At 69.9% G+C, this 15,963-nt stretch carries 12 protein-coding genes; 6 read left to right on the top strand and 6 right to left on the bottom strand.

Going from position 1 to position 15,963, the window contains the following annotated elements; genetic code table 11:
- Window positions 1-17: 17 nt before the first annotated feature.
- From ACIP63_RS20115 to ACIP63_RS20105, 3 genes are all read right to left on the bottom strand, one after another.
- Complete coding sequence (locus tag ACIP63_RS20115) at window positions 18-1,376, bottom strand: M60 family metallopeptidase (protein ID WP_401517316.1); 1,359 nt, start codon at window positions 1,374-1,376, stop codon at window positions 18-20.
- Between the two features lie 156 nt (window positions 1,377-1,532).
- Entirely contained in the window at window positions 1,533-2,627 is a 1,095-nt protein-coding gene (locus tag ACIP63_RS20110; protein WP_401517314.1) for a LacI family DNA-binding transcriptional regulator, read from the bottom strand.
- A 62-nt stretch (window positions 2,628-2,689) separates the two neighbouring features.
- On the bottom strand, window positions 2,690-3,676 hold the full coding sequence (locus ACIP63_RS20105; protein ID WP_401518273.1) for a hydroxyacid dehydrogenase: 987 nt from the start codon (window positions 3,674-3,676) through the stop codon (window positions 2,690-2,692).
- 339 nt (window positions 3,677-4,015) lie between these two features.
- Here ACIP63_RS20105 and ACIP63_RS20100 point away from each other — a divergent pair, with 339 nt between their 5' ends.
- The 6 genes from ACIP63_RS20100 to ACIP63_RS20075 all read left to right on the top strand — a co-directional run bounded on the left by ACIP63_RS20100 (window position 4,016) and on the right by ACIP63_RS20075 (window position 12,638).
- Window positions 4,016-5,050: an ABC transporter permease gene (locus tag ACIP63_RS20100; RefSeq protein ID WP_401517313.1), complete on the top strand. Its 1,035-nt coding sequence runs from the start codon at window positions 4,016-4,018 to the stop codon at window positions 5,048-5,050.
- A gap of 82 nt (window positions 5,051-5,132) precedes the next feature.
- Complete coding sequence (locus ACIP63_RS20095; protein ID WP_401518271.1) at window positions 5,133-5,993, top strand: carbohydrate ABC transporter permease; 861 nt, start codon at window positions 5,133-5,135, stop codon at window positions 5,991-5,993.
- A gap of 47 nt (window positions 5,994-6,040) precedes the next feature.
- Window positions 6,041-7,714, top strand: a complete 1,674-nt coding sequence (locus tag ACIP63_RS20090; RefSeq protein WP_401517311.1) for an extracellular solute-binding protein — start codon at window positions 6,041-6,043, stop codon at window positions 7,712-7,714.
- A complete protein-coding gene (locus tag ACIP63_RS20085) occupies window positions 7,711-9,180 on the top strand; it encodes a M1 family metallopeptidase (protein ID WP_401517309.1) in 1,470 nt (489 codons plus the stop codon). Before ACIP63_RS20090 ends, ACIP63_RS20085 begins: the two co-directional genes overlap by 4 nt.
- On the top strand, window positions 9,177-11,390 hold the full coding sequence (locus ACIP63_RS20080; RefSeq protein ID WP_401517307.1) for a right-handed parallel beta-helix repeat-containing protein: 2,214 nt from the start codon (window positions 9,177-9,179) through the stop codon (window positions 11,388-11,390). Before ACIP63_RS20085 ends, ACIP63_RS20080 begins: the two co-directional genes overlap by 4 nt.
- Window positions 11,391-11,450: 60 nt before the next feature.
- The gene (locus ACIP63_RS20075; protein ID WP_401517305.1) at window positions 11,451-12,638 is read left to right on the top strand and encodes a Gfo/Idh/MocA family protein; all 1,188 of its coding nucleotides are present in this window, start codon (window positions 11,451-11,453) and stop codon (window positions 12,636-12,638) included.
- A gap of 26 nt (window positions 12,639-12,664) precedes the next feature.
- On the opposite strand, the gene ACIP63_RS20070 is transcribed toward ACIP63_RS20075, so the two are convergent.
- From ACIP63_RS20070 to recA, 3 genes are all read right to left on the bottom strand, one after another.
- Window positions 12,665-13,942 carry an alpha-L-fucosidase gene (locus ACIP63_RS20070; RefSeq protein WP_401517304.1) on the bottom strand — a complete coding sequence of 426 codons (1,278 nt, stop codon included), beginning with the start codon at window positions 13,940-13,942 and terminating at the stop codon, window positions 12,665-12,667.
- A 272-nt stretch (window positions 13,943-14,214) separates the two neighbouring features.
- Window positions 14,215-14,484 carry a GlsB/YeaQ/YmgE family stress response membrane protein gene (locus ACIP63_RS20065; protein WP_401517302.1) on the bottom strand — a complete coding sequence of 90 codons (270 nt, stop codon included), beginning with the start codon at window positions 14,482-14,484 and terminating at the stop codon, window positions 14,215-14,217.
- A gap of 117 nt (window positions 14,485-14,601) precedes the next feature.
- A complete protein-coding gene (gene recA, locus ACIP63_RS20060) occupies window positions 14,602-15,678 on the bottom strand; it encodes a recombinase RecA (RefSeq protein ID WP_401517301.1) in 1,077 nt (358 codons plus the stop codon).
- Between the last annotated feature and the right edge of the window lie 285 nt (window positions 15,679-15,963).

The raw sequence follows: 15,963 nt of genomic DNA, 5'->3' as shown, positions 1-15,963 counted from the left end.
GGCTCCGTTCCGGACGGTCAGTCGGTCAGGGTGCTCGGGTCGACAGGCGGCTTCGGCAGATTCAGCGCGGCCAGCTCGGCCCTTCCCGTGGCGTCGATCGGGAAGGCCCAGGTCCCGATGAAGAACTCGCCGAGGTCGTAGCCCGCGATCCGGCTGGAGTACGTCGCCAGCGCCCGGTAGCGCTTGGCGTTCTCCGTGGAGTCGGACTGCGGATTCTCCTCGCGCACCAGGCGGTGCAGCCGGGGCCAGAAGTCGTCGCCGAAGGCCAGCTCCAGCTGACGGAGCGGGACGAGCTTCTCGTAGGCGCCGAAGGACTTCTCGTACGTCAGTCCCGCCGTCCCGAACTTCGCCCGTGCCGTCTGGAAGGCGGTCAGCCCGGTCGCCGGGTCCACGGTGAGGAGGTTGGAGGGCTGCCCCAGGGCGCGCTGGGCGGCCAGGGAGTAGATGTTCACGGTGACCTCGGTGAGCCCTCCCGGCTTGTACGCCATCTGCTGATGGAGGTGGCCGAGTTCGTGGTACAGGCCCCAGCCGCGGGTGCGCAGCCCCTCCACGGTGGTGGCCCGGTCGAGGTAGGCGCGCGGGAAGCCGTTGTACCCGTGCGTGGCGTAGGCGCCGACGCCCGTGGGGACCTTGCTCACTTCGGTGAAGTGATACGGGCCGGCCTTGCGCCGGTGGACCGGCTTCGAACCGTCCAGGCCGCTGATCGCGGCCGCCGAGTCGATGATCTGCTCGACGAGGCGCAGCAGCGCGGCGTGGTCCTCGCCGCGGTGGAGCAGAGCCCCTTCCCGGGTGAGCGTCATGATCGTGCGCGGCGCGTGGAGTTCCGCGTACGGCACCCCGGGTGAGGTGTCCAGCATCTCCTGGTAGCCGGCCTCCGTGGTGCTGCCCAGAGCGAACACCGGCATGGCCACCGAGCCGGAACGGAAGACCACCTCCGCCCGTTCACCCGCTCCGGCGAGGGTGAGGTAGACCGGACCGCCGTGCGGGTCCGTGACGGTGTTGGGTCCCGCCGTGAGCGGGTAGCGGCGCGGCTCCTTGACCTCGCCGTAGTAGTCCCAGGCGCCGATCCACAGCGTGGGAAGCAGACCGTCGTGCGGCCCGACCGTGAGGTCCAGCGGGGCACCCGGCGGGACGTAACGGCCGGTGGGCTGGAACTCGCTGCCGCGCAGTGCCTGGGCCAGCCGCAGCCGTTCCGCCTCGGCTGCGGGCCGGGCGACCACCGTCACCCGGACGCTGCGGTGGGCGGACGTGCGGGCCGTGGCCAGGGCGGCCGCAGGGCCGGAGGCGGCGCCCAGAGCGGCGAGGGCACCGGCCCCCACCGCGGCGGAGAGGACGGAACGGCGGCCGACCGGGGCGGCTGAGGCGGAGAAGCGCATGCGGAACTCTCCCTGCTGAAGTGAATGAGGGCACGAGCGGGCGGAACCGGTGGAGCCTGCCGTCAGCATGTAAGCGGTTGCCATCAAGCCGCAAGGGGGGTCGGAAAGTTACTACGATTTACTATGGCCGGACCGGGTCGACGGTGAGGCAAGCGATTACGCCCTGGACCCACGCCCCGCCCTCGGAGCCACGGAATCGCGTACCACGATATGGGTGCCCAGCCGGAGCGCCCCCGTCGTCGGTTCACGCCAGTCGTCGTCATCGCCACCGGACACGGCCAGCCGCACCGCCTGCCGGCCCATCTCCTCCAGCGGTACGTGCACCGTGGTCAACCGGGGGCGCAGCTCCTGGGCGACGGGGATGTCGTCGTACCCGACCAGGGAGATGTCCTCGGGAACCCGCAGCCCGGCCTCCTCCAGGGCCTGCGCGGCGCCCGCTGCCACGACGTCGTTGGCGGCGAAGACAGCCGTGAAGTCCAGCTTCCCGCGCAGGAGTTCGGTCAGCTTCAGATAGCCGAAGTTGCGGCTGAAGGCGCCGGGCCGCACCAGGTCCGGGTCCCGGGCCACTCCGCGCAGCTCCAGGGCCCGGGCGTGCCCGGCCAGCCGGTCGCGGGTGGTGGAGAGCCTGGGCGGGCCGCCCAGATACAGGATGCGCTCGTGCCCCCGTGTCAGCAGGTGGTCCGTGATGGCGAAGGCGCCACCCTCGTTGTCGTACTCGACGGCCATGGTCGGCGCGGGTTCGTCCAGCGGGGGCCTGCCGCACAGCACGAGCTTGGAACCGCCCGCGTCCAGCGCCCGGGCGCGGCGGGCGAGTTCGGAGGTGTAGCCGCGGTCGGCGATGCTGCCGCCGACCACGACGACCGCGTCGGCGCGGCGTTCGTGCATCAGGTCGATGAAGGCCAGTTCGCGTTCCGGGTCGCCCTGGGTGCAGCACACCAGACAGAGCCGGCCGCCCAGGGCCGCCTCCCGTTCGACGCCTCGGGCGATATAGGCGTAGAACGGGTCGACCACCTCGTTGACGATGATGCCGACGGTGCGGGCGGAGACTCCGGCCAGCGCGCGGGCGTGGGCGTTCACCACGTAGCCCAGCTCCCGCATGGCGGACTCGACCCGCTCCCGGGTGGTCTCCGCCACGGGGTAGTTGCGGTTGAGGACGCGGGAGACGGTGGCGGTGGACACGCCCGCCCGTCGGGCCACATCGGTGACCGTCGCCCGCCGCTGTCCGTCCGCGGCGCTGGTCTGCCGGCGCATCCGGCTCACCCCCTGCTGGCTGATGTGTGAGGCCGAGCCTAGAGCCTGTGGGGCGGCCGGGTTCATGCGATCCGTTCCAGGTCGGCGCGGTGCACGGGATGGGCGAAGGGCGAACCCGCCGCGTAGCGCACGAGTTCGTCGGCGGCGAGAGCTCCCAGACGTCCCACCTCGTTGCCCTGCGCGCCTGCCAGGTGCGGGGTGATGAAGACGTTGGGCAGGTCCCACAAGGGGTGGCCGGGCGGCAGGGGTTCCGGTGACGTCACGTCGAGGACCGCGTCCAGCCGCCCGCTGACCAGGTGCCCGGTCAGTGCCTGGGTGTCCACCAGGGAGCCGCGCGCGGTGTTGACCAGCAGGGTTCCGGGGCGCATGAGACCGATCCGCCGGGCATCGATCAGCCCCCGGGTCTGCGCGGTGTCCGGAGCGTGCACGGTGACCACGTCGCTGGTCGCCACCAAGGTGTCCAGGTCGACCGGGGTGACACCGAGCAGGGCGGCCTCGGCCGCGTCGACGTAAGGGTCGTACAGGAGCACGTCGGCGTCCAGGATCCTCAGCAGCTCGATGACCCGGCGGCCGACACGGGAGGCGCCCACCACGCCGATGGTCAGCCCGTGCGTGCCCATCCAGTGCTGCCGGTCCAGGTCCGCGCCGGTGCGGTGCGTGCGCCGGCTGCGGAACATGCCGGCCAGCGGGAAGACCCGCTTGGTGCCCATGATGATGGCGGCCAGCGTGTACTCGGCGACCGGGACGGCGTTCGCCGCCGCAGCCGAGGAGACGACGATGCCGCGGTCGAAGGCGTCCGGGGACAGGAACGTCTTCACCGTCCCCGCCGCGTGGATCACCGCACGAAGCCGCGGGGCCCGTTGCAGGAGCGCGGCGTCGACGGGCGGGCAGCCCCAGCCTGTCAGCAGGACCTCGGCCTCGGCCAGCGCAGCCGACGCCTCGGGGGAGTCGAACTCGCTGATCACCGCGGGATGGCGAAGCTCCGCCGCGTCTTCGATCCGGGCCCGGACGAGTGGTGGGAAGACGTCGTCCAGCAACCCGGGACGCATCACCAGGACCGTGCGCGGCCGCTCGGGTGGCGGCGTCGCGGTGTCGGCACCGGACCCAGCCGGCGCCTCTTCGGTGGTTCGCACCCTGCCTCCGCACAGTAATCGCGTTCTATGGAATGACCGGCACGCTAGGGAGCCGGACCGGTGAGCGTCAAGCGACACCGGAGTCCAATTGCCGTTTTAGGGGCGTCTTTTGGGGTTCTGGGGCCGTGGATTGGGCCCGGGAGTCCGTTCCTTCGGCACCCTTTTCCCGGGATCCCTTGACCGCTGGGTTAACCGCTTACTACGTTGCGGCCGCAGAAGGCTCACCACGCGCCACCCAGCCGAACAGGACGCACTATGGCTGACACAGCACCCCCGCTGACGCGGGAAAAGCGGTCAAAACGCGGGAAGGGGGACGAGGGATCCGCGCCGGCGAACGCCACCCCACCAGGCCGGGCGGCACGGGCACAGAACCGCCTGACACTCCGGCAGCGTCTGAAGCGGGACCGGGTGATGCTCCTGCTGACCCTTCCCGGTCTGCTGTACTTCGTCGTCTTCCACTACGTCCCGCTGCTGGGATACGTCGTGGCGTTCCAGGACTACCAGCCCTACCTCGGATACATGCACAGCGCCTGGGTCGGCTTCGCCAACTTCACCGCGGCGTTCGGCGAGCCCGCCTTCTGGTCCGCGACCTTCAACACCCTCGAGATCGCCCTCGTACAACTGGTGTTCTTCTTCCCCGTCCCGATAGCCCTGGCCCTGCTCCTCAACAGCATCGTCAGCGAACGGCTGCGGCGCTTCGTGCAGAGCGTCGTCTACCTGCCGCACTTCATCGGCTGGGTCATCATCGTCTCGGTCTTCCAGCAGATCCTGGGCGGCGCGGGAGTCCTGCCCGACGTCCTCGGCGGTCTGGGACTGCCGCGCTACGACATGATGAGCGACCCGGACGCCTTCCCCTGGCTGCTCACCCTCCAGGTGGCCTGGAAGGACGCGGGCTGGGGCACGATCATCATTCTCGCCGCGCTGCTGAACATCGACAAGCAGCAGTACGAGGCCGCCGCGATCGACGGAGCGGGCCCCCGGCGCCGCCTCTGGCACGTCACACTCCCGGGGATCGCTCCGGTGCTGATCCTGCTGCTCATCCTCAACCTCGGACAGATCCTGTCCGTCGGCTTCGAGCAGATCCTGCTCCAGCGTGACGCCGTCGGCCCCGATGCCGGCGAGGTCCTGGACACCTACGTCTACTACCACGGCATCAAGGACAACGACTGGGGCGTCGCCGCCGCGGTCGGACTCGTCAAGGCGGTCATCGGCACCGCACTCGTCCTGGGCGCGAACAAGTTCGCCCACCGCCTCGGCCACGAAGGGGTGTACCGCGGTGCTGACCGCTGAGAAGCCGACCGCCACGTCCGCCTTCACGGCGCCGGCGAAGAAGACCACCCGTACCGCCCGCTCCGACGGCCGCCCCCCGTGGATGGAACGTCCCACACGCCTCGGCCAGTTCGCCAAGGGGACGGCCGTCGTCGTCGTGGTGGCCGCCGTCGTCTACCCGCTCCTCGGCGTCATCGGCACGAGTTTCGCCTCGCAGTCCGACATCATCCGCTCGACCGGCCTCGTCCTGTGGCCCGACCACCCCACGCTCGACGCCTACCGGACCATCTTCACCGGCGGAGTCGTCACCCGCGCCCTGTTCGTCAGCATCGGGATCACTCTGGTCGGCACCATGGCCAGCCTTCTCGTCACCGTGGGCATGGCGTACGGGCTCTCCCGCCGCGATGTCACCGGCTCCCGCGCCATCCTGATGATCGCGCTGTTCACCATGCTCTTCAACGCGGGCATCATCCCCAACTTCCTTCTCATCAAGGGCCTCGGGCTCTACGACACCTACGCGGCACTCGTGATGCCCACCCTGGTCAGCGCGTTCAACCTGGTCGTCCTCCGGTCCTTCTTCATGAACCTGCCGGAGGAGCTGTACGACGCGGCGAAGGTCGACGGGGCCGGGGACTTCCGCATCCTCGTACGGATCGTCCTGCCGCTGTCCAAGGCCGTTCTCGCCGTGATCAGCCTCTTCTACGCGGTGACGTACTGGAACGCCTTCTTCAACGCACTGCTGTACCTGGGCGACTCCGACAAGTGGCCGCTGCCCATGGTGCTGCGCACCTACGTCCTCCAGGGCCAGAGCCTCAACAGCGCCTCGGCCGGAGAGGTCCTCGCGCCACAGCAGGCCGTGCAGATGGCCGTTCTCGTGATCGCCGTCGTGCCGATCCTCCTCGTCTACCCCTTCCTCCAGCGCTACTTCACCAAGGGCGTGCTCACCGGCGCCATCAAGGGCTGAGCGCGCGCCCACCCCGGCCTGTCGGCCCCTTCTCCCAAGGAGATCCAGTGTCGAGCTCCACCCCCATCAACCGCCGCTCACTGTTCCGCATGGGCGCGGGCCTCGGTCTCGGGCTGGCCGCCGGGCCGCTGCTCGCCGGCTGCGGCGACGGCGGCACCACCGCCAAGGCGGAGGCCAAGAGCGCCTCGCTCCTGCCGGACACCGCCGTGCGCAACATCGGACTCGAGCCCGATCTGGCCGGCACCGCCGCGGGAGTGCCCCAGGGATTCTTCGGCTACCCGGCCGAGCCGCTGCGTGCCACGAAGAACACCCCGCTCAAGGGGGCGGCACCGATCAGCGTGACCATGGAGACCTTCTCGCCGCCACCGCCCGGCCGGGGCAGGAACGCCGCCTGGCGGAGCATCGAGAAACTCCTCGGCGGCGAGGTGAACATCACCGCCGTCCCGGCCGACGACTACGGCACGAAGTTCTCCACGATGGTGGCCAGCGACAGCCTGCCCGACCTCTTCATGTATCCCGAGGTCGGCGGTGTCGACAACAAGGCCGCCTTTCTCCGGGCCAAGTGCGCCGACCTCACCCCGCACCTCGCCGGGGACAAGATCAAGGACTACCCGAACCTCGCGGCGATTCCGAAGGGCGCCTGGCAGGCCGCGATCTTCGGCGGAAAGCTCTACGGCATCCCGATCGCCCGCACCGGCACCGGCGGCGCCGGGGTCTACCGCCACGACCTGTTCGAGGAGGTCGGCGTCACGAGCCTCGACCAGATCGACGGCCTCGACCGGTTCGTCGAGGTGTGCAAGGAGCTGACGCGGCCCAAGAAGGACCAGTACGCCATCATCGCGGGTGCCACCAGCATGCTCGCCATGTCCGCCGGGGCGCCGTACTCCTGGCGACTCGACCCGGCGACCGGAAAGTTCACCTCCGACCTGGAGACGCCCGAGTACCGCACAGCCGTCGAGACCGCCCGCGCCCTCTACAGGGCCGGCTGCTTCTACCCCGGCACCATCCAGATGTCCGGGGCGCAGAAGGCCCAGTACACCGACATGTTCAAGAACGGCAAGGGCGCGTACGTCTACGACGGCATGCCGACCTACCTGGCTCCGGGCGTGGGATACGTCGCCGCCATGCAGGCGATCGACAAGAAGTACGACCCGCGCCCCTTCGTCCCGGTCGGCAAGGATGCCGTCGCGTGGATGGACAACGTCAAGCTGGAGAACACCCATGTGAAGAAGGCCTCCGGCGAACGGATCCGGCAGATCCTCGCACTCGCCGACTTCGCCGCCTCGCCGTTCGGCAGCGAGGAGTACACGCTGATCAACTACGGCGTCGAGGGCACCGACTTCACGCGTGACGACAAGGGCAACCCCGCCCTGACCGAGCAGGGCACCCAGGACGTCACCGTGCCCTGGAAGTTCATGGCCTCCGCAGTCCCCGCGATCTACAGCGCCGACTCCGAACAAGGGGTCCGCCACGTCCACGAGACGTTCACCAAGATGATCCCGATGATGGAGCAGGACCCCACACTCCAGTACTCCTCGCCCACCTGGGACTCGAAGGGCAGCGGCAGCCTCCTCACCTTCAAGCAGGACGCGCTCAAGGACATCATCGCGGGCCGCAAGCCCATGTCCGCCTACGACCAGCTCGTCAAGGACTACCTGGCCAAGGGCGGCGAGCAGGCCCGCGGCGAATTCGAAGAGGCCTACCAGAAGGGGAAGAAGTGACCACGAGACGCTCGGCCCTCAGACTCGGCGGCGCGGCCGTCGCCGTGGCCGTGGCGGTCCCCGCCCTCGGAACGCCCGCCGCGGCCCGCCCGCACGCCTTCGACCCCCGGCCCGGTTCCGACGGAGTCGGCGACCCCCTCTTCCCGACCCTCGGCAACGGCGGCTACCAGGTCCTCCACTACGACCTGACCTTCGACTTCACCCCGGTGACCTACGACTTCACCGCCGTCGTGAAGATGAGCGCGCGCGCCACCCAGGACCTGTCCGCGTTCAACCTGGACACCGACGGACACACCATCGACGCCCTCACCGTCCAGGGACACGCCGCCGCCTGGCAGCTCACGCCCGGACAGAGCGGCCAGGAACTCACCGTCACCCCCGTCCGCCCGCTGCGCGACAGGCAGGCATTCACCGTCGAGGTCCGCTACCGCGGCAACGGCAAGGCACCCCGGCTCGGCCTCACCGGCTGGAGGTTCGGCACCGACGGCGGGTTCGCCTCCGCCGCCCAGTCCTCCCGCGCGGACACCTTCCTGCCCTGCAACGACACCCCGTCGGACAAGGCGACCTGGACGTTCCACATCAGCGCCCCCCGGGGTTTCGTCGCCACCGCGAACGGCGAACTCCTGCACCGCACACCGCGCGCCGACGGCTCCACCGTCTGGCACTTCGCGCTCCGCGAACGGATGGCGACCGAGCTGATCGGCATCGCCGTCGTCAAGGGCACCTACCTCTACGGCACGGGCCCCCACGGCCTTCCCCTGCGCCACATCGTGCCGCAGGGGAAGGAGGACACGTACGCCCCCGTCGTCGCCCGCACCGCGGACCATCTTGCGTGGTGCGAGGCGAAGTTCGGCCGCTACCCGTTCTCCGTCTACGGCGTGCACATCTACGACGGCTACACCGACGCGCTGGAGAACCAGACCCTCTCGCTCTTCTCCACCAACTGGTTCAAGACCGACGCCGAGGGCCGGCCCCGCTACGAGACCACCATGGTCCACGAGCTCGTCCACCAGTGGTTCGGCGACTCCGTCACCCCCGCCGACTGGCAGCAGGCCTGGCTGAACGAGGGCCCCGCCGTCTACTACGCCGCCGTGTACGGGGAGGAGCGCGGCTGGTCCGTGCTCACCGACAAGATGAAGGCCACGTACGAGAAACTCGACGCCGTCCGGGCCCAGGACGGACCTCCCGGACTGCCCAAGGCGCTCGGCGGCACCAACATCTACGACGGCGGCGCCCTCGTCCTGTACGCCCTGCGCCGGCAGATCGGCGACCGGGACTTCGACCGCGTGATGCGGCTGTGGCCCGAGCGGTTCAGGGACGGCAACGCCTCCAGCGAGGACTTCATCGGTCACGCCGTCGAGGTCACCGGAAGGAAGTCGCTCGACCCGTTCCTGCGCGACTGGCTCTTCGGAGCCGTGAACCCGCCCATGCCCGGCCACCCCGACTGGAAGGCCACCGCCGCATGAACCGCACCGCGCACATCCTGCGAGGAACCGCCGCTGCCGCCACCACCGCCTTCCTCGCAGCGCTCCTCGCCGCCCCCACCGCCCAAGCGGCCCCGGCCGCCCGCACGCTGTACGCCGCCCCCGACGGCGGCGGCACCTCCTGTACGGTCGCCCGGCCGTGCAGCACCGACGGAGCCCGCGACGCGGCCCGCACCGAGCGCGACCGGGACGTCCGCGTGCTCCTCGCAGGCGGTACGTACCGTCTCGACGAACCCCTCCGGCTCGGCGCCGACGACTCGGGGGAGGACGGCCGCACCGTCACCTGGAGCGCCGCCCCCGGTGCCCGCCCCGTATTCTCCGGCGGGCGCGAGATCACCGGATGGCAGCGCGGCACCGGTGGCACCTGGACCGCGTCGGTCCCCGACGGCGTCACCCCCAGGCAACTGTTCGTCGACGGCGAACGGGCCGTCCGGGCCCGGGGCGAGGCCTGCGCGGCCACCGTCTGCGATGCCACCGACGCCGGGATGACGGGGGCAAGGACCACAGGCATCGCCGACTGGACACGTCCCACCGACGCGGAAGCCGTCATCCGGATCCGCTGGCGCAACTACCACTGCCGGATCGCGGGCGTCAGCGGCGACGACATGACCTTCGCCCAGCCGTGCTGGACCAACTCCTCGGCGGGCACCGACCGCACCGGCCCCGCCTGGGACTCCACGACGGTCGACTCCGGCCGCTACAGCGGAGTCGCCTTCTTCGAGAACGCACCCGAACTGCTCGACGAACCGGGCGAGTTCACCTGGAACTCCGAAGCGCGCACCGTCACCTACCTGCCGCGCGAGGGCGAGGACATGCGCCGTGACCAGGTGGTCACCCCGCACACCGAACAGCTCCTCGTCCTCGACGGCGCCCACGACGTCACCGTCAGCGGCATCGGCTTCGCGTACGCCGCCTACCGGCAGCCCGGCACGGACGAGGGGTACGCGGGCACGCAGGCCGGCCTCACCCTGACCGGTGCGACGGGCCCCGTCGACCACGCCGGCCGCTACTACACCAAGCCCGCCGCCGCCGTCACCGTGCGCGGCGGCCGACACGTCACCATCGACCGGGCGGTCTTCAGGAACCTCGGCGGCGCCGGAGCGATCCTCGAAGCCGGCACCAAGGACAGCACCCTGACCCGATCCGCCTTCACCGACCTGTCCTCGGGCGCCGTGTTCGTCGGGGACACCGAGCCGCGGCCCGAGGCGGCGCTCGCGGGGGAGCGCAACACGATCGCGTACAACACGATCCACCGCTCGGGCGTCGAGTACACCGACTCCGTGGGCATCTGGGCCGGTTACGAGGCCGGGCTGACCATCGACCACAACACCCTCGAGCACCTGCCGTACTCCGGGATCTCCGTCGGTTGGGGCTGGATCCAGCCCGAAGCACAGCAGTCCGTGCTGCGCGACAACGAAGTGACCGGCAACCGCATCTCCGACGTCATGGAGGTCGCCCAGGAACAGCACGACGGCGGCGCGATCTACACCCAGGGCGCCCAGCCCGGCACCGTCCTGTCGGGGAACTACATCAACCGTTCCGCCTACGGCAACACCGAGCGCGACGGCAACGGCATCTACCTCGACGAGCAGTCCTCCCACATCCTCGTCGAGAAGAACGTCATCACCCGCATCGGCTACAAGTGGGTCTCCAACTGGGCCGGCTACGGCATCGGGAACACCGCCCGAGGCAACTGGACCGACACGGCCGCGCCCGCCCTAGGCGGCGCCGGATCCGTCATGACGGACAACCTCACCGGGCTCGACCGGCTTCCCGCTGCCGCCCTCGCGGTGGCTTCCCGGGCAGGCGCCCACGGCGGGCCGGTCGAACAACTGCGCACCGACCTGGCCCGGACGGGTACGGCGGCCCAGTCCTCCACGGACGGCACCGCGACCGCGGCCCTTGCGCTGGACGCCGACACCAACACCGACACCCGCACCCGGGCCGAAGCGGGCGCCTGGTGGCAGGTCGACCTCGGCGCGGAGCGGCGGGTGCGCCAGATCGAGGTCTGGAACAACGCCTCGTCCACGACGGCGGACTTCGACGTCATCACCGACGACCGCACCGTCCACGTCACCGGGAAGGCCCTGCGCCCGACCGTCATCGACGTGGACAGCCGCACCCGCACGGTGAAGATCATGGTCCGGGGAACCGGAAGTGTCGCCCTTTCCCAGGTCCTCGTCCATCCGTGACGGAGACGACGCGGCACCACTGAACGACGACAAGCATCACTGGACAACGAAGGAAGTCCCATGACCGACCTCCGTATCGGCGTGCTCGGCTACGGCCTGCGCGGCTCACTCGCCCGCACCGCCCACCGGCCCGGCTCCGGCGCCCGCGTCACAGCCCTGGCGGAGCCCGACCCACGCGCCCGTGCGGAGGCGGCACGGGCCTTCCCGGAGGCCCGTACGTCCGCCGACCACCGCAGGGTGGTCGAGGACCCCGAGATCGATGCGGTCCTCGTCCTCACCCCGGACCACACCCATGCCGACCTGGCCTGCGAGGCACTGCGGGCCGGCAAGCCGGTCTTCGTGGAGAAGCCCCTCGACATCAGCATCGAGCGGTGCGACACGATTCTGCGCACCGCCCACGAAACCGGCACCCGGCTCTACATCGGCCACAACATGCGCCACATGCCCGTCGTCCGGCTCATGCGTGATCTCATCCGTGACGGTGCCGTCGGGGAGGTCAAGACCGTCTGGATCCGCCACTTCGTCGGCTACGGCGGCGACTGGTACTTCAAGGACTGGCACGCCGAACGGCAGTACACGACCGGCCTGCTGCTGCAGAAGGCCGCACACGACATCGACGTCCTGCACTGGCTGGCCGGAGGCTACGCGCGCGACGTCCAGGCGCTGGGCGACCTGATGGTCTACGGCGACATCCCGCACCGGCGTGCGCCGGGTGAGCCCAAGACCGACGACTGGTACACCAAGGACGGCCACTGGCCACCCCACACCCAGCGCGCGCTCAACCCCGTCATCGACGTCGAGGACGTCTCGCTGCTCAACATGCGCCTCGACAACGGCGTCCTCGCCTCGTACCAGCAGTGCCACTTCACCCCCGACTACTGGCGCAACTACACCGTCATCGGGGACGCCGGACGCCTGGAGAACTTCGGCGACGGGCCCGGCGGCCACGTGAAGGTGTGGAACGCGCGGCGGTCCGGCTACCGCGCCGACGCGGACCAGGTCCACGAGATCCCGGCCGCCGAGGACAACGCCGGGCACGGCGGCGCCGACCCGCTGCTGATGGACGAGTTCCTGCGGTTCGTCCGGGCAGGCGGACGAACCGACACCTCACCGGTCGCCGCGCGGATGGCGGTCGCCGCGGGAGTGCAGGCCACGTCCTCCCTGCGGTCCGGAGGCACCCCGGCCCGCGTACCGGAGCTGGACCCCGACCTGGTCGCGTACTTCGAACGGGGCCAGCTTCGCGGCTGACGCGTCGGTCCGCCGCCGGCGCCGGCTCAGGTACGGCCCGTGCCCTGGTAGACGTCGAGTTCGCCGTCGAGTTCCAGTGCTAGCACGGTCGCGTACGTGTCGACGTCCCGCGAGGCCGGCGCGTCGATCCAGGCAACGCCCGGCACGTCGTGCAGACCGCCGACGACGCGGTGTGCGAGGGGCGCGCCGGTGCCGACGACCGACACCCGCTTCACTCGGCTGCGCAGCCCGCGCACGGCCACGTACTCACGCGGCGGGTCGAAGCAGAACAGGTAGAGGGTGCGACGGTCGGCGGACAGGGTGCTCGGCCCGTAGTGGTGCCCGGCCGGCAGGCCCGCGACGGTCCCGTACACCGCTTCGCCGTGTGCCGCGATCCAAGCGCCGAGTCCTTCGAGGCGTGCCGCCTGCTCGTCCGTGACGGTGCCGTCCTCCCGCGGACCGACCCCGAGCAGCAGGTTGCCGCCCGTCCCGATCGTCTCCGCGAAGTACCGCACCAGCTGCCGCACCGACTTGTGGTTCGTGTCGCCGGGCTGGAACCCCCAGGAGTCGTTCACCGTCAGGCAGAGCTCCCACGGACCGTCCGGTGCGCGCAGAGGTACTCCCTGCTCGGGGGTCGCGTAGTCCCCGTGGCCGATCAGGCGCGCATTGCACACCGTGTCCGGATGGGCACCGAGAACACGGGCGGCGAGCGCGTCCGTGCCCCACTGTTCCTCGGCGCGTTCCCACTCGCCGTCGAACCAGAGGAGATCCGGTCGGTACCGGTCCACGAGCTCGCCGACCTGGCCGTCGCGGTAGGCGAGATAGCGGGCCCAGGCCTCCGTGTCCTCCACCCCGTTCCGGGGCGCGACCCAGCGGCTGGTCAGCACGTCCTCATGGGTGGGGGAGGGGCGGGGGTGCAGGACGCTCGCGTAGTCGGGGTGGTTCCAGTCGGAGTGGGAGTAGTACAGGCCCACCTTGAGCCCCTGCTCGCGCAGCGCCGTGGCGTACGGCCCGACCAGGTCACGCCCGGCGGGCGTCCGGCGGACGACGTCCAGATCGCCGAACCCGGTGTCCCAGAGGGCCACCCCGTCGTGGTGACGCGCGGTCAGGACGGCGTAGCGCGCACCGGCACGCGCGAACAGGGCGGCCCAGCCGCGCGGGTCGTAGCGTGCGGCGGTGAAACCGCCGAGCTGCTTCATGTACTGCTCGTGCGAAAGCTGTCCCGTGTAGAAGGCCCAGGACTCGGGGACCCCCTCGACGGCGTAGATGCCGTAGTGGACGAAGATTCCGAGCTTCGCGTCGGAGAACCAGGACTGCATGGGCATCGGGCAACACCTCTCTCCGGTGAACGGCGACCGGCGGCGCGGCCCGTGCCGCCCCTGGCCGACGGAATGCCGACGCCGGCCCGGACGCGCCGGGCTCGCTCAGCCTCCGCCGGTCCATTTCCCGCCGGTGAGCAGACACGGTACTGAAGCGACGACGAGGCGCAGCAGCTGGACCGAGCCTTCGGCTCCGATGCGTACGACAAAGCGCTTGTGGCGCGCGAAACGGCTCCGCCCAGGCAGGGCGGAGCCGTTTCGCGTGAGGGGCGTACGGATCAAGCGCGACGCCGGTTGCCCGAGATGACGCGGTACAGGACGAGGAGAATGAGCGAGCCGACGATCGCGGCGATCCAGGTGGAGAGGTCGAAGAAGCCATCGATGGAGTCGATGCCGAAGATGACCTTGCCGAGCCAGCCGCCGAGCAGTCCGCCCGCGATACCGATGAGCATCGTGATGATGATGCCGCCCGGGTCCTTGCCCGGCATGAGCGCCTTGGCGATGAGGCCCGCGAGCAACCCGATGAAGATCCAAGCAATGATGCCCATAATGCCTCTCCTACCTGGGGATATAAAGACGGTGTCAAGGACCGTCTTTACCGTGCCGGTGCTTTCAAACGTGGATCACCAGAAGCCGAGGCGGTGCTGAGGCGTGCGGAAGGCTTGTCAGGCTGCGCTTCCCGCCGAAGTCCGGGCGATATCAGGGGCCGTCACGGCGCCCGTGTCCTCGACGACCGCGGCCTTGGCCGGTACCCCGATTCCGAGCTTGTCGAGGATCTTCTTCTCGATCTCGTTGGCCAGGTCGGGGTTGTCCTTGAGGAAGTTGCGGGAGTTCTCCTTGCCCTGGCCGAGCTGGTCGCCCTCGTACGTGTACCAGGCGCCGGCTTTGCGGACGAAGCCGTGCTCCACGCCCATGTCGATCAGACCGCCCTCACGGCTGATGCCCTGGCCGTAGAGGATGTCGAACTCCGCCTGCTTGAACGGCGGCGCGACCTTGTTCTTGACGACCTTGACGCGGGTGCGGTTGCCCACGGCGTCGGTGCCGTCCTTCAGGGTCTCGATCCGGCGGATGTCCAGACGCACCGAGGCGTAGAACTTCAGCGCCCGGCCACCGGTCGTGGTCTCCGGTGAACCGAACATCACGCCGATCTTCTCGCGCAGCTGGTTGATGAAGATCGCCGTCGTCCTCGTCTGGCTGAGCGCGCTGGTGATCTTCCGGAGCGCCTGGCTCATCAGGCGGGCCTGCAGACCCATGTGCGAGTCGCCCATCTCGCCCTCGATCTCCGCTCGCGGCACCAGGGCCGCGACGGAGTCGATGACGATCAGGTCGATCGCGCCGGAGCGGATCAGGATGTCGACGATCTCCAGCGCCTGCTCACCGTTGTCCGGCTGGGACAGGATGAGGTTGTCGGTGTCGACGCCGAGCTTCTTGGCGTACTCCGGGTCCAGAGCGTGCTCCGCGTCGATGAACGCCACCGAGCCGCCGGCCTTCTGCGCGTTCGCCACGGCGTGCAGCGTCAGCGTCGTCTTGCCGGAGGACTCCGGCCCGTACACCTCCACCACACGGCCGCGCGGTAGACCGCCGACGCCGAGCGCGACGTCGAGCGCGGTGGACCCGGTAGGAATCACCTCGATGGGTTCGACGGGCCGCTCGCCGAGGCGCATCACCGCGCCCTTGCCGAATTTCCGCTCGATCTGTGCGAGCGCGGTGTCCAGCGCCTTCTCGTGATCGGTTCCTGCCATGAGCTTCACCCGGTCCGATTGAGTGGCACGCCGCACGTCGGAGAACGTGAGCGTCTACTGCCGACAACGGACGTGTCGGAGATCCCAAAAAGCGAACATCCGATCGATTTTCGTGTCCAGTGAAAGGTATCAAACCGAGGGAAGCGGGACGGGTCGCGCGCCGGGACGCTCCGGACGCAGGCCGCGCCACCCACTCCGTGACGTACTGGGGCGGGAAGCGTCACCCGCTGTCTTCCGGGCCCACATGGGTGACGCGGCGGGACCTTGCGTGGTCCGCAGCGACGA

It is taken from the genome of Streptomyces sp. NPDC088746 (genome assembly GCF_044751065.1).
In the GTDB taxonomy this organism is placed as follows: domain Bacteria; phylum Actinomycetota; class Actinomycetes; order Streptomycetales; family Streptomycetaceae; genus Streptomyces.
Note: the sequence above shows the minus strand (reverse complement) of the source record. Positions and strands in the feature narration are given on the sequence as shown.

Excerpts from the sequence above, each read along its gene's own strand:
- ACIP63_RS20115 (WP_401517316.1), bottom strand. The coding sequence starts at position 1,376 with ATGCGCTTCTCCGCCTCAGCCGCCCCGGTCGGCCGCCGTTCCGTCCTC.
- ACIP63_RS20105 (WP_401518273.1), bottom strand. The coding sequence starts at position 3,676 with ATGCGTCCCGGGTTGCTGGACGACGTCTTCCCACCACTCGTCCGGGCC.
- ACIP63_RS20095 (WP_401518271.1), top strand. The coding sequence starts at position 5,133 with ATGGAACGTCCCACACGCCTCGGCCAGTTCGCCAAGGGGACGGCCGTC.
- ACIP63_RS20075 (WP_401517305.1), top strand. The coding sequence starts at position 11,451 with ATGACCGACCTCCGTATCGGCGTGCTCGGCTACGGCCTGCGCGGCTCA.
- ACIP63_RS20080 (WP_401517307.1), top strand. The coding sequence starts at position 9,177 with ATGAACCGCACCGCGCACATCCTGCGAGGAACCGCCGCTGCCGCCACC.
- ACIP63_RS20070 (WP_401517304.1), bottom strand. The coding sequence starts at position 13,942 with ATGCCCATGCAGTCCTGGTTCTCCGACGCGAAGCTCGGAATCTTCGTC.
- recA (WP_401517301.1), bottom strand. The coding sequence starts at position 15,678 with ATGGCAGGAACCGATCACGAGAAGGCGCTGGACACCGCGCTCGCACAG.
- ACIP63_RS20110 (WP_401517314.1), bottom strand. The coding sequence starts at position 2,627 with ATGCGCCGGCAGACCAGCGCCGCGGACGGACAGCGGCGGGCGACGGTC.
- ACIP63_RS20100 (WP_401517313.1), top strand. The coding sequence starts at position 4,016 with ATGGCTGACACAGCACCCCCGCTGACGCGGGAAAAGCGGTCAAAACGC.
- ACIP63_RS20065 (WP_401517302.1), bottom strand. The coding sequence starts at position 14,484 with ATGGGCATCATTGCTTGGATCTTCATCGGGTTGCTCGCGGGCCTCATC.